Origin of the sequence: Micropruina sp. (assembly GCF_047606665.1) — a bacterium.
Classification (GTDB): domain Bacteria; phylum Actinomycetota; class Actinomycetes; order Propionibacteriales; family Propionibacteriaceae; genus Micropruina.
The window spans coordinates 31,030-44,326 of sequence record NZ_JASGEF010000071.1; the positions used below are offsets into that span (position 1 = coordinate 31,030).

At 70.2% G+C, this 13,297-nt stretch carries 10 protein-coding genes; 4 read left to right on the forward strand and 6 right to left on the reverse strand.

Features of this window, described 5'->3' with window-relative positions:
* Positions 1–20: 20 nt before the first annotated feature.
* Positions 21–2,141 carry a S9 family peptidase gene (locus QM619_RS16775; RefSeq protein WP_415111452.1) on the reverse strand — a complete coding sequence of 707 codons (2,121 nt, stop codon included), beginning with the start codon at positions 2,139–2,141 and terminating at the stop codon, positions 21–23.
* Positions 2,142–2,280: 139 nt separating this feature from the next.
* Between QM619_RS16775 and QM619_RS16780 the strand changes: the two genes are divergently transcribed.
* The gene (locus tag QM619_RS16780; RefSeq protein ID WP_415111455.1) at positions 2,281–3,609 is read left to right on the forward strand and encodes an RNA polymerase sigma factor; all 1,329 of its coding nucleotides are present in this window, start codon (positions 2,281–2,283) and stop codon (positions 3,607–3,609) included.
* Positions 3,610–3,697: 88 nt separating this feature from the next.
* Here QM619_RS16780 and QM619_RS16785 read toward each other — a convergent pair whose 3' ends face one another.
* Together QM619_RS16785 and QM619_RS16790 are read right to left on the reverse strand one after the other, a co-directional pair.
* The gene (locus QM619_RS16785) at positions 3,698–4,321 is read right to left on the reverse strand and encodes a TetR/AcrR family transcriptional regulator (RefSeq protein WP_415111619.1); all 624 of its coding nucleotides are present in this window, start codon (positions 4,319–4,321) and stop codon (positions 3,698–3,700) included.
* 12 nt (positions 4,322–4,333) lie between these two features.
* A complete protein-coding gene (locus QM619_RS16790) occupies positions 4,334–4,858 on the reverse strand; it encodes an O-acetyl-ADP-ribose deacetylase (protein WP_415111457.1) in 525 nt (174 codons plus the stop codon).
* A 107-nt stretch (positions 4,859–4,965) separates the two neighbouring features.
* Here QM619_RS16790 and QM619_RS16795 point away from each other — a divergent pair, with 107 nt between their 5' ends.
* Positions 4,966–5,697 carry a DUF6882 domain-containing protein gene (locus tag QM619_RS16795; RefSeq protein WP_415111460.1) on the forward strand — a complete coding sequence of 244 codons (732 nt, stop codon included), beginning with the start codon at positions 4,966–4,968 and terminating at the stop codon, positions 5,695–5,697.
* A gap of 77 nt (positions 5,698–5,774) precedes the next feature.
* On the opposite strand, the gene QM619_RS16800 is transcribed toward QM619_RS16795, so the two are convergent.
* Positions 5,775–5,963: a hypothetical protein gene (locus QM619_RS16800; protein ID WP_415111461.1), complete on the reverse strand. Its 189-nt coding sequence runs from the start codon at positions 5,961–5,963 to the stop codon at positions 5,775–5,777.
* 209 nt (positions 5,964–6,172) lie between these two features.
* On the opposite strand from QM619_RS16800, the gene QM619_RS16805 reads away from it, so the two are divergent.
* Positions 6,173–8,260: a DNA gyrase/topoisomerase IV subunit B gene (locus QM619_RS16805; protein ID WP_415111464.1), complete on the forward strand. Its 2,088-nt coding sequence runs from the start codon at positions 6,173–6,175 to the stop codon at positions 8,258–8,260.
* A 51-nt stretch (positions 8,261–8,311) separates the two neighbouring features.
* Here QM619_RS16805 and QM619_RS16810 read toward each other — a convergent pair whose 3' ends face one another.
* Positions 8,312–9,829, reverse strand: a complete 1,518-nt coding sequence (locus tag QM619_RS16810; protein ID WP_415111467.1) for a xylulokinase — start codon at positions 9,827–9,829, stop codon at positions 8,312–8,314.
* A 193-nt stretch (positions 9,830–10,022) separates the two neighbouring features.
* On the opposite strand from QM619_RS16810, the gene QM619_RS16815 reads away from it, so the two are divergent.
* Positions 10,023–11,078 carry a hypothetical protein gene (locus tag QM619_RS16815; RefSeq protein WP_415111470.1) on the forward strand — a complete coding sequence of 352 codons (1,056 nt, stop codon included), beginning with the start codon at positions 10,023–10,025 and terminating at the stop codon, positions 11,076–11,078.
* A 30-nt stretch (positions 11,079–11,108) separates the two neighbouring features.
* Here the strand turns inward: QM619_RS16815 and QM619_RS16820 are convergent, their stop codons facing one another.
* A complete protein-coding gene (locus QM619_RS16820) occupies positions 11,109–13,274 on the reverse strand; it encodes a RecQ family ATP-dependent DNA helicase (RefSeq protein WP_415111473.1) in 2,166 nt (721 codons plus the stop codon).
* Positions 13,275–13,297 lie beyond the last annotated feature (23 nt).

A 13,297-nucleotide genomic window follows, 5' to 3' on the forward strand; every position in this document is an offset into this window, starting at 1 on the left:
GTGTCTGCGGGCGGTGGACGTCAGCGCGGCTGCGGCTGCACCTGATCGATGATCCAGGCCAGCTCGAAGGCCAGGTCGCGCCAGGCCTGGTAGCGGCCCGACACGCCGCCGTGACCGGCCACCAGTTCGGTGCGCAGCAGGATCGGACGCGTCTCGTCCGCGATCACGGTGCGGCGCAGCTGCGCCACCCACTTGGCCGGTTCGGTGACCTCGACACGGGTGTCGTTGAGGCTGGTGGTGGCGAGCACGGACGGGTATCGCACCGGCCGGACGTTCTCGTAGGGCGTGTAGCCCTTCATGCAGCGATACACCTCGGGATCGTGCAACGGGTCGCCCCATTCCTCCCACTCTGTCACGGTCAGCGGGAGTTCCGGGTTGAGGATGGTGGTCAGCGCGTCGACGAACGGGACGTCGGCGTGCACCGCGCGGAAGGCGTCCGGGGCCAGGTTGACGGCCGCACCCATGGTCAGGCCGCCGGCGGAGCCGCCCTGGGCGACCAGGGCGTCCGGGCTGGTCCACCCGGTCGCGGCCAGGTGCCGGGCACAGGCGACGAAGTCGGAGAAGGTGTTCGGCTTGGCCAGTAGCCGGCCCTGTTCGTACCAGCCGCGACCCAGTTCGCCGCCGCCGCGGACGTGGGCGATCGCCCAGACGAAGCCGCGGTCCAGCAGGCTGAGCCGGGGGATCGAGAACCAGGGAGTGAGCGCATGCTCATAGGCGCCGTAGCCGTACAGCAGCGCGGGCGCGGTGCCGTCCGGGACGATGTCCGCGCGATGCACGATCGACAGCGGAATCCGGGTGCCGTCCGGCGCGGTCGCCCACTCCCGGCGCTGCACGTAGGCGGTCGGGTCGTAGCGGCCACGGGTCGGGTGGTCGAGCACCTCGGTCTGCTTCAGGGTGCGGCGCGCGCCGGTGTCCAGCCGGTACTCGTCCAGCCGGCGCGGGCTGACCAGCGACTCGTGCATCAGCCGGATCCGGTCGGTGGCCGGGTCGTCGGCCGAATACGCGCCGGCGCTGTACAACGGCTCGTCGAAGGTGAGCGGCGTCGGATCGCCCCAGCCGCCGTCGGCGGTGCGGGTGAGCACCTCGATCAACGGCAGCCCGTCGCGCCGCGAGCTGAGCACCAGATAGTCGGCATAGGCGTGCACCCCCAGCACCCGGACGCCCGGACGTTGCGGCACCACGGTGCGCCAGTCGTCGATGCCGGACGCCGTGAACGGCGCGCTGGACAGCTGGAATTCGGGGGCGTCCAGGTTGTGGACGACGTAGAGGGCGTCGGTGCCCACCTCGACGCTGTACTCCAGGCCCTCGCGGCGCGGCGTCACCAGTCGAGCCCCGGACGCCGGATCGGCGGCGTCCAGCAACCGGTACTCGCCGGACTGCTTGCTCTCGGCGGCCAGCACCACACGGGTGCGGTCACGAGATTCGTCCACGCCCAGCCAGAACCGCTCGTCCGGCTCGTGCCGCAGCAGGACGTCGGGGTCGTCCGTGCCCAGGGTGTGCAGCCAGACCCGGTCGGGACGCCAGGCGTTGTCCATGGTCAGATAGACCAGCCGGTCGTCACCGCACCAGCAGCCGCCCCCGGCCACCGCGACATCCGGCGCCGGCAGGTCGGTACGGGTGGCCAGGTCGATCACCCGCAGCCGGTAGCGCTCGTCGCCGGACAGGTCCTCGCTCCAGGCCAGCCGGGTGCCGTCCGGGGACACGTCGCACATGCCGAGGGCGAAGTAGCTCTGGCCCTCGGCCAGCTCGTTCTCGTCGAGCACCACCTGTTCGTCGGTGGGCGCCTCGGTGACGTCGGGAATCCGGTCCGGATCGTCGCCGGCCAGTCGGCAGTGGACCGAGTAGTCCAGGCCCTCCACCGAACGGCTGTAGTACCACCAGGTGGAGCCGTCGCTGTGCCGGACGAAGTCGGGGACGGTGAGGTCGGTCTGCCGGGTGCGGGCGAGGATGTCTGAGTACAGTTCCTTGCGCAGGGCGTCCAGGTGCGCCGTCCGCCCGGCCGTGTAGGCGTTCTCGGCGGCCAGATGGTCGAGGAACTCGGGGGAGTGCTTATCGCTCATCCAGGCGAAGTCGTCGACGAAATCATCACCGTGATGGCTACGGACGACGGGGCGCGCCGGCGGGCGCGGCGGCTGCGACATGGCGTCCACCCTAGTCGGAGGCGACGACCCTAGTCCGGGTTTGGAATGTTCCGGCCGGCGTGTCAGAATGGCTCAGGCGCTGGCCATTGACAACCCCCGGTTGTTGTGCGCCCAAAACCAAGAATCCGAGAGGCTACTTGTGTCACCACGCTCCACTGCCGCAGTCAGGTCCGAAAACGTACCAGTCGAGGCGGCGGCTCCTCGCCGACGACGGGCCCCGAGCACTACAACGACGTCCGCCCGCGCCCGCAAGCCGAAGGTCGTCGCGGCCCCGGTCGACGCCGCCGACGCCGCCGTTGAGGCCGCTGAACAGGGTGGCCCCACCGTTCAAGACGTGCTCGCCACGCCCGAGGCCGTCGACGTGAAATTCGCCCGCGAGGGGGACGACGTGGTGCTCACCGTGGGCGGCAAGCGTCGCTCTCTCGACGACGTCGACGACTCGTCTTTCGAGGAGGCCAAAGAGGCCGTCGTCGAGAAGGAGCTCACCGAGGACGAGGGCTTCATCGTCTCCGACGCCGACGACGCCGACGAGCCCGAGCAGCAGGTGCTGGTCGCCGGCGCCACCGCTGACCCGGTCAAGGACTACCTCAAGCAGATCGGCAAGGTCGCCCTGCTGAACGCCGAGCAGGAAGTCACCCTGGCCAAGCGGATCGAAGCCGGCCTGTTCGCCGAAGAGTCGCTGACCAGCGGGCGGTCGATTCCGCCGGCCGACGTGGACGACTATGAGTGGATCTCGGCCGACGGCCGGCGCGCCAAGAACCACCTGCTGGAGGCGAACCTGCGGCTGGTGGTCTCGCTGGCCAAGCGCTACACCGGACGCGGCATGCTCTTCCTCGACCTGATCCAGGAGGGCAACCTGGGCCTGATCCGCGCGGTGGAGAAGTTCGACTACACCAAGGGCTACAAGTTCTCCACCTACGCCACCTGGTGGATCAAGCAGGCGATCACCCGCGCCATGGCCGACCAGGCCCGCACCATCCGCATCCCGGTGCACATGGTCGAGGTGATCAACAAGCTCGCTCGCGTCCAGCGCCAGATGCTGCAAGATCTGGGCCGAGAACCCACCCCGGAAGAGCTGGCCAAGGAACTCGACATGACCCCCGAGAAGGTCGTCGAGGTGCAGAAGTACGGCCGCGAGCCGATCTCGTTGCACACCCCGCTGGGCGAAGACGGCGATTCGGAGTTCGGCGACCTGATCGAAGACTCCGAGGCGGTCGTCCCGGCCGAGGCGGTCAACTTCACCCTGCTGCAGGAGCAGTTGCACGACGTGCTCGACACCTTGTCCGAGCGCGAGGCCGGGGTGGTCTCGATGCGCTTCGGACTCACCGACGGCCAGCCCAAGACCCTGGACGAGATCGGCAAGGTCTACGGCGTCACCCGCGAGCGGATCCGCCAGATCGAGTCCAAGACGATGAGCAAGCTGCGCCACCCGTCGCGCTCCCAGGTGCTGCGCGACTACCTGGACTGAGCCACACGCCGAAGTGCCCGGCATCCCGATCGACGGGGTGCCGGGCGCTTTAGTCGTCCGCGTCTCGACCAGCTCGACCGGCGATGGATCAGGGCTTCGCCGACTCGTCGGTCGCGTCCGGACGCGGGGTGAGCAGCGCGAACAGGGCATCCACGCCGGCGGCCATGTCGACGTCCGGCTCGATCATCCACTGCAGTTGCAGGCCGTCGGAGACGGCCTGGAGGATGCGCGCCATCATCTCCGGGTCGATGCTGGCGTCCAGTTCGCCGCGGGCCTGCAGGGCGGCGATGCCGGTCGCGAAGTAGGCCCGCAGTTTCCGGCCGCGTTCCAGGAACAGCCGGTGTGCCGGGTGGGAGGGGTCGGGGGCGTCGGCGCACATCCGGGTGAACAGCTGGACCAGGCCGGGCACCTCGGCGTTGTGCCTGATGATGTCCACATAGCCGCGGCGCAGATGCGCCAGGTCTTCGACCTCGGACGCCTTCGGCCAGTGCTGCGCCACGTCCACCTGATCGCGCTTGCGCAGCACCTCGGTGAACAGCTCTTCCTTGCTGTCGAAATAGTGCAACAGGCCGGCGGGGGTGAGCCCGACCGCGTCGGCGATATCGGTGAGGTAGGCGGTCCGCGGCCCGGCCCGTCCGACCACCTCCACGGCACGGGTAAGGATCTCATCGCGCTTGGCAATGCCCTTGGCGTACCTGCCCGGGTTCGTCATCACCAACGCATTCTAGTCAGCGGGTCGGCTCAGGGCGTGGTCGAAGGCGTCCAGCAGCCGGCTGCCGAACAGCACGAAGCGGACCAGGTCGACGCCGGGCGCGAGGTGGCTGCGCACCGCCTCGATCGCGATCCGGGCCACGTCGGCGGCGTCCCAGCCATAGGCGCCGGCACTGATCGCCGGGAAGGCGATGCTGGCGGCACCGAGTCCGGACGCGACGTCCAGGCTCCGGGTGAAACAGGACGTCAGCAGGGCGGGCGCGGTCTGGCCCCGGTGGGCGTTCGGTCCGACGGTGTGGATCACCCAGCGGCAGGGCAGGTCGAAGGCGTCCGTCGCGGCCGCCTCACCCACCGGCAGTCCGTCCGGCCAGTCTGTGCGGCGCAGCCGACGACAGGCCTCGAGCAGACGAGGGCCGGCCGCGGCGTGGATCGCGCCGTCGACACCCCCGCCACCGAGCAGCGTCGAGTTCGCCGCGTTGACGATGGCGTCGACGCGTTCGGTGGTGATGTCGCCCTGGACGGCCTCGATGCTGGTCATCGCCCCACCTTGGCACCGCCGACCCGGTTTGCCCAGAGACGAGCGCGTTCCAGGAGCCGCGGGGGCCTCATCGGATCCGCACATGGCGGGGCAGTAGGGTGGCCGCCATGCCCGATCTCACCCATGAGCGCTTCAACGAGGCCGTCGTGGCGCATGTACCGATCGCCATCGAAGCACAAGAGGCGCTCGCCCAGGTCGTCGACCTGAACGGCGCCTATCAGGCCGACATCGAGCAGGGGGTGGTGACCATCGCCGGACGCCCGCTGCGCGTCGTCCTGCTGGGGACGGTGTCGAAGGCGACCAGCACCTGGCTGTGGTCGTGGGCCAATCCGGGCTTCGCGCCGACCCTGCCCGCCATCGCCCCGGTGCGCCGGGTCGCCGAGCTGGCGGGGCCGTGGGGGTTGTGGGAGTTCGGCGACTCGCAGTTCGGCCTGGCGGGCGTCCTCGACACCGGTCTGGGTGCGGGCGCGAGCGTGGCGTTCGTCGCCGCGCCGGTGGTGGGCGCCACCGCGTTCTACTCCGCCGACTACGGCGCCGGAATCGCGTATTTCGGCGTGGTCGATCCGGCGGTGCCGCGTCCGCCCGCGCAGGGGGTGACATTCGCGCGCCGGATCATGGCCGCGGTCGACCTGCAGCCGGGCAATCCGCGCGCTCAGGTGCTCACCTACGCCGCCGTCCACGATCTGCGGGTCACCGGCGACGATCGCCAGCTGAAGGTGCACATCGGGCCCGACGTGCTCAGCGTCCTGTTCGACGAGCTCGGGGGAATCGCGACCATCAGTGGAACGCTGAGTTCCGGATCGGGCCAATCCTCCGGCGGGTTCGGCCGCCCGCTGTGACCTTTTGCCGGCCACGATCGGCGACTCCACAACGACGAACGCCCCGGACAGCCGTCCGGGGCGTTCGTGGGATCTGTTCAGCTCAGTTTGTTCGTCTCGTCCTGAATGGTCAGTGCCACCTGCTCCAGCCGGTCGGCGTGAGCCTTGCCATGGTGGGCACAGAAGAGCAGTTCGCCGGCGTGCAGGGTCACCCTCAAATAGGCCTGCGCTCCGCAACGATCGCAGCGATCCGCTGCGGTCAGCTCTTCAACCGCTGTCGTGCTCATCCGCGTTCCCTTCTGTCGCCGGATTGAGTCTATCAATATCAACTCTTGGGCCGGCCGGTTTGTTCCGTGGCGCGAGACTACCCCCGGAAGTCAACCCAGGCTAGGACGGCCGCGCCGCTGGCGAGTTTCGGCGGTCGTGGACGTCCAAATCAGGGCAGTGGCGGAGGTGGCTCCCGTGTTCCACGGCGACGGTCCACTAGCCTCCAGGTGTGACGATCAAAGGCAAACCGGCGGCCGAGGGCCGCGACTACGAGGCCCGCCACCTGCTCGTCCTCGAAGGTCTCGAGGCGGTGCGCAAACGACCCGCGATGTACATCGGCTCGACCGATACACGGGGCCTGATGCACTGCCTGTGGGAGATCATCGACAACGCGGTCGACGAGGCGCTGGCCGGGTTCGGCGACACGATCCAGGTCGAACTGGCGGCCGACGGCAGCATCGCGGTGACCGATGTGGCCCGCGGCATTCCGGTCGACATCGAGCCGCGGACGGGGCTGTCCGGGGTCGAGGTGGTGTTCACCAAGCTGCATGCCGGCGGCAAATTCGGTGCCGGCTCGTACAACGCGACCGGCGGCCTGCACGGCGTAGGTGCGTCGGTGGTGAACGCGCTGGCGTCCCGGCTCGACGTCGAGGTCGACCGCAACGGCGCCACCTGGGCGATGTCGTTCCGGCGCGGGGTGCCGGGCACGTTCGACGGGGCCGGACCGGACGCTCCGTTCACGCCCGGCGCGCAGCTGGCCAAGGTGCGTCGCGCCCCGCGCGGACGCACCGGAACACGGGTGCGGTACTGGCCCGACCGGCAGATCTTCCTGCCCGACGCGCAGCTCTCGCTGACCCATCTGCTGGCGCGCGCCCGGCAGACCAGCTTCCTGGTGCCGGGGCTGGAACTGGTGGTGACCGACGCGCGGGGCGACGAGCCGACCACCGAGGTGTTCAAGCACGACGGCGGCATCTCGGAGTTCTGCGACTTCCTGGCCACGGACGCCCCGGTCACCGAGGTGCTGCGGCTGCAGGGCACGGACTCGTTCACCGAGACGGTGCCGATGCTCGACGAGGACGGCGCGATGACGCCGACCGACGTCGACCGGACGCTCGAGGTCGACATCGCGCTGCGCTGGGGAGCTGGCTACGACAGCCACGTCCAGTCGTTCGTGAACATCATCGCCACCCCCAAGGGCGGCACCCATGTGAGCGGTTTCGAACGCGGCCTGGTGCGTGCCTTCGCCAAGGCGCTGGAGGGGACCCGGCTGCTGAAGTCGGGCGAAGAGGTGGTCAAGGACGACATTCTCGAAGGACTGACCGCGGTGGTCACCGTCCGGTTGGCCGAGCCGCAATTCGAGGGCCAGACCAAAGAGGTGCTGGGCACGCCGCCGGTGACCCGGTTGGCGGCCCGGATCGTCGAGTCCGAACTGACCGAATTCCTCACCTCGAGCCGGGCGGCACAGCGTCCGCAAGCCCGGGCAGTGATGGAGAAGGTGGTCTCGGCGTCCCGAACACGGGTTGCGGCACGCGCCCACAAGGAGAACCAGCGGCGCAAGAACGCACTGGAGTCGAGCACGCTGCCGTCCAAACTGGCCGACTGTCGGAGCACCGACGGCGACCGCACCGAGCTGTTCATCGTGGAGGGCGACTCGGCGATGGGCACCGCGAAGCTGGCCCGGAACTCGGAGTTCCAGGCGCTGCTGCCGATCCGCGGGAAGATCCTCAACGTGCAGCGGGCCAGCGTCGGCGACATGCTGAAGAACGCCGAATGTGCCTCGATCATCCAAGTCGTCGGCGCCGGTTCGGGGCGCACCTTCGAACTCGAACAAGCCCGCTACGGCAAGGTGATCTTCATGGCGGACGCCGACTCTGACGGCGCCCACATTCGCACCCTGCTGACCACGCTGTTCTTCAAATACATGCGGCCGATGATCGAGGCCGGACGGGTGTACACGGCGGTGCCGCCGCTGCACCGGTTCGAGCTGAGCAATCCGCGCCGCGGCCAGGACCGCTACATCTACACCTACAACGAGGCCGAGTACCAGCGGAAGCTCGCCGAGCTGACCAAGCGCGGGGTGAACTTCAAGGAGCCGCAGCGCTACAAGGGCCTGGGCGAGATGGACGCCGACCAGCTCAAGGAGACCACCATGGATCCGCGGCACCGGACGCTGCGCCGGATCACCGTGGAAGAAGGCGAGTCGCTGGAGCAGGCGATGGCGACCTTCGAGAAGCTGATGGGCAACGAGGTCGCACCCCGGAAGGAGTTCATCATCGCCGGCGCCTACGCCTTGGACGCCGAACGCATCGACGCCTGAGTAGCACCGCCGGTAGAGCCTGTCGAAACCGGTCTCGACAAGCTCGACCGGTCAGTGCATCGGGTGGCGCTGGGCGAAGGCGTACTGCCGGTCGAAGACGTCCTTCAGGCCGTGGTAAGTGGCTGCCTGGATCTCGCCCAACTCGCGATAGACCTCGTGGTTCGCGGCGTCCGGCTCGGTCGTGCTGCCGTGCCGAGACATTGCCTTGGCGGCGTCCTGCAGCGAGGCGTGCTCGCCGGTGGCCGCCATCGCCATCACTGCGGCCCCCATCGCCGACACCTCTTCGGTGGGGCTTTCGGTGAGCGGCAGTCCGATCGCGTCGGTCATGATCTGGCGCCACAACGGGGAACGCTGGCCGCCGCCGACCGCGGTCACGGTGCGCAGCGGGACGCCGGTGGTGTCGGCGAGCCCGGCCAGGTTGCGCGCCATCTCGATGCTGATCCCCTCCAGGGTGGAGCGGTACAGCTCGCCGCGTCCATAGGCGCCGGCCAGACCGACGATCGCGCCATGCGCCACCGGGTTCCAGAACGGGCTCTGCACCGCGTTCCAGTAGGGCAGCGTGACCAGACCGCCGCAGCCGGGCGGGACGGCCGCCGCCTGCTCCTCCAGCGCCGGGTCGGGGCGTCCGCCGAGGGCCGGATCGCCGAGCTTGTCGCGGAACCAGCCGGCCAGGTAGGCGCCCGAGTTCTGCACGATCTCCAGCACGTACTGGCCCGGGATTCCGGCGGCGTCGGTGCGGAAGACGTCCGCATGCTCGTAGCGCGGCGAATGGACGCCGGCGACCAGCGCGGTGCCCATGTTCAGGTAGGCCTCGTCCAGGCCGATGGCGCCGACTCCCAGGGCTGCGGCCTGGCCGTCGCCGCAGGAAGCGACCACCTGCACCTCCTGGTCGAGCCCCCATTCCTGCGTGATCGCCGGGTCGATCGGGCCGATCACGCTGGCCGCCGGCACCAGGTCGCACAGCTGATCGGGACGCAGCCCAGCATGGGTCAGCATCTCGTCCGACCAGTCCAGCCGGGCCATGTCGAACAGGCCCAGGCTGTCCGCGGTCGCCGCCGAGTCGACCCAGCGTCCGGTCATCGCGTGCACCAGATAGGCGTGCACGCCGACCAGCTTGTGGGCGCTGCGCAGCACCTCGGGCTCGTTGTCGTTGAGCCAGGCGATCTTGTACACCGACGGGGTGACGTCGGGCTGGAAACCGGTCAGTTGATGGATGTGTTCGGTGCCGAACCGGCGCACCTGCGCGGGGGCGCGGCCGTCCAGCCAGAGGATGCCGGGACGCAGCGGCTCGCCATCGGCGTCCACCAGAGTGAACGTCTGGCGCTGGATGGTGGCGCACAGATGGGTGATCCGGGCCCGATCGGCGCTCGACAGCGCGGCGATCGCCTGGGCGACGGCATCGCGGGTGCTGCGCCACCAGTCCCGAGGATCTTGCTCGTAGAAGTCGACCCGCGGCGTCTGCATGCCGAACTCGGCCTTGCCCTGGGCGAGGACGGCGCCGGTGGCGTCCACCACGAGTGCCTTCGTGCTGGTCGTGGAACTGTCGATGCCGATGACGAGTGGGGACATGTGCACCTCCCTGTGCGAACGGATCTCCGGTGACCCGATCGACCGATGCTAACGGCGGACCGCCGGGCTGTGACCTGGCTCATGGGCGGGATGAGACGACAACTGTGGCCGCCTCGGCTCGCGGTGCGCGGGCGTTGTCCACAGTGGGGGAGCGGCGCGAAACGTCCCGGATGAGGGGCGATAGCCTGCCGTGGTGACAACCAGCGAAACCACACCGACGATCCTGCTGCGCGCCGAGGCCCGGCTCGGCGAGCGGCGCACCCCGATCACGCCCGCGGGCGCGGCCGAACTGCGGGCCGCCGGAATCCGGGTGTTGGTGGAGTCGTCGCAGGCACGGGTGTTCGGCGACGACCAGTACCGTGCCGCGGGTCTGGAGATCGTGCCGCCCGGCACCTGGCTGGACGCCGATCCTGACGTGGTCGTGGTGGGCGTCAAGGAACTACCGGACGAGCCTGCGGCGCTGCGGCACCGGCACGTCTATTTCGGCCATGCCTACAAGGGCCAGCAGGGCGCGCCCGAACTGCTCGGACGCTTCGTCGCCGGCGGCGGACAGCTGCTCGACCTGGAATACCTGGTCGACGACGCCGGACGCCGGGTGGTCGCGTTCGGCTACTGGGCCGGTTTCGTCGGTGCCGCGCTCGGCGCGCTGCACCTGGGCGGTGCCCTGACCGCGCCGCTGGAGCCGATGACCCTCGACCAGCTCGCCGGACGTCTCGACGAGGTCGGGAACCAGGTGGGCGGTGCGACGGCGGTCGTCACCGGCGCGTACGGACGCGCCGGGCGCGGCGCCACCGACGCGCTGCGGCTCGCCGGCATGGAGGTCTCGCGCTGGGATCGGGAACATACTTCGCCGGTCGACGGCGACGCCCTTGTGGCGCACGACCTGCTGGTGCACTGCGTGCTGGCCACCACGCCGCAGGCGCCCTTCCTCAGCGAGGCCGACCGGGCACGGCCCGGACGCCGGCTGCGGGTGCTGGCCGATGTGACCGCGGACGTCCCGTCCGACCTCAACCTGCTGCCGGTCAGCGGCCGGCTGACCAGCTGGGCAGAGCCGGTCCGGCGAATCTGGGACGACCCGATGCCGCTGGACGCGATCGTCATCGACAACCTGCCGTCGCTGCTGCCCGAACAGGCCAGCACGGACTTCTCCAAGGGCCTGGTGCCGCACCTGCCCGGACTGTTCGCCGGCGACCCGGTCTGGACCCGGGCCGCGGCGACCTTCGACGAGGCCGTCCGGCTGCTGGTCTGACCTCGCTGCTTGACCATCGGCGGCCTCTGGTCAGCCGGCGAGAGCCAGCGCGAAGGGCACGACGGTGTCCGCACCGGCCCGGCGCAGCAGCCGGGCCGCCACCGTGATCGTCCAGCGCGAGTCGGCCAGGTCGTCCACCAACATCACCGGGCCGGTTAGCCGGCGCAGTTCCTCGGCCAACTCGGCGGGGACCGCGAACCGCTGCCACAGGTCGCGGACCCGATAGGCGCTGTTGCTCGCCCCGCGGCCGGCCGCGGCGTCCGGATTCAAGGCCAGCGGGCCGAGTAGCCGCAACCGTCCGGCGGAGGCGATGCCGGTCGCCAGCGACTCCACCAATCGCGGACGGCCCACGCTCGGCACCCAGGTCACCGCGACCGGTCGCTCCGCCCAGTCCCAGGCCTTCAACGCCCGCAGGACGGCTCGGCCCAACTCGGCCGGAACCTCGGCATCGACCGGGCGTCCGTCGGCGTCTGTGGCGAACAGCTCGCGCAACGGCCCGCCCCAACCGAGATCGGTGAGCCGGGCCACCACCCGGCCCTCGGCAGCCTGCTCGGCGGCCGGAATCCGTCCGGTCACAGGCGCGCCGTCGGAGCGGACGCCCAACCGGTCGAGCCCGGTCGGCCACAGCGCGCGCGGGCCCAGCGGGACGCCGACCCGGTCCAAGACCTCGGACGCCGTCCGTGCGCTCGAAACGGTGACGTCGGTCGGGTACCAGGGGCCGGCGCAGACGTCGCAGCGACCGCAGGGTGCGGCGTGCGGATCGTCCAGTTGCCGGGTGAGGAAAGCCATCCGGCAGTCGTCGAGAGCCTGGTAGGCCAGCATGGCGTCCTGCTCGGCGACGCGGGCGGCGGCGATCCGTTCGTACCGCTCGGCGTCGTACTGCCACGGACGCCCGGTGCCCACCCAGCCGCCGGCGACGTACTCGACCGCACCGTCCACCGCCAGCACCTTCAACAGCAGCTCCAGCGGACCCCGGCGCACGTCGACACGGGCTTCGAGCGCCGGCACCGACAGCGGCCGGTCGGCGTCGGCGAGCGCGCCCAGCACGGCATCGGCACGGGCCTGGGTCGGCATCGCATTGGTGGCGAACCAGTGCCAGATGTCGCGGTCTTCGATGCCCGGCAGCAGCAGGACGTCGGCCCGCTCGGTGGCTCGGCCGGCGCGTCCGACCTGCTGGTAATAGGCCACCGGCGAACTGGGCGCGCCGATGTGCACCACGAAACCCAGATCGGGCTTGTCGAAACCCATGCCGAGCGCCGAGGTGGCCACCAGCGCCTTCACCCTATTGGCCTTCAAAGCCTCTTCGGCGGCCAGCCGCTCCGCGGCGTCCGTGCGGCCGGTGTAGGGCAGCACGGTGTGTCCGGCCTTGCCCAGGAAGGCTGCCGCGTCCTCGGCGGCCGACACCGTCAGGCAGTAGACGATGCCGCTGCCCGGCAGGGTCTCCAGGTGTTCCGCCAGCCAGGCCAGCCGGCGCTGCGCCGTGCCCAGTTCGAGCACGCCCAGCCGCAGCGAATCGCGGGCCAGCGCCCCGCGCAACGTGAACACCTCGCGACCGCCGGTGCCGAGCTGTTCGGCGACATCGTCGACCACCCGCTGGTTCGCGGTGGCGGTGGTGGCCAGCACCGGGACGTCGTCGCCGAGCTCGCCGATCAGGTCGCGGATCCGCCGATAGTCGGGCCGGAAGTCGTGCCCCCAGTCGCTGATGCAGTGCGCCTCGTCGATTACCAGCAGACCGAGCGAGGCGACCAGGCGAGGCAGCTGCTCGACCCGGAATCGCGGGTTGACCAGGCGTTCCGGTGAGACGAAGAGCACATCGACGGCGTCGGCGTCGAGCAGGCCATCGACCTCGCGCCATTCGGTCACGTTCGCGGAGTTGATCGCCGCGGCCCGGACGCCGGCGCGCTCGGTGGCGCTCACCTGATCGCGCATCAGGGCGAGCAGGGGAGAGACGATCAGGGCCGGACCGGCACGGGCCCGGCGACGCAGCAGCGCCGAGATGAAGTACACCGCCGACTTCCCCCAGCCGGTGCGCTGCACCACCAGTGCCCGCCGGCGCTCAGCGACCAGGGCTTCGATGGCCTCGTACTGGCCGGGGTGGAAGACGGCGTCTGGACGTCCGGTGAGGTCGGCCAGGATCGCTGTCGCCTGTGTGCGGAGGTCGTCCCGCGTGGTGCCGTCGGTCGCGGAGAGGGTCATGCGGATCACCGTCTCACGGCCCA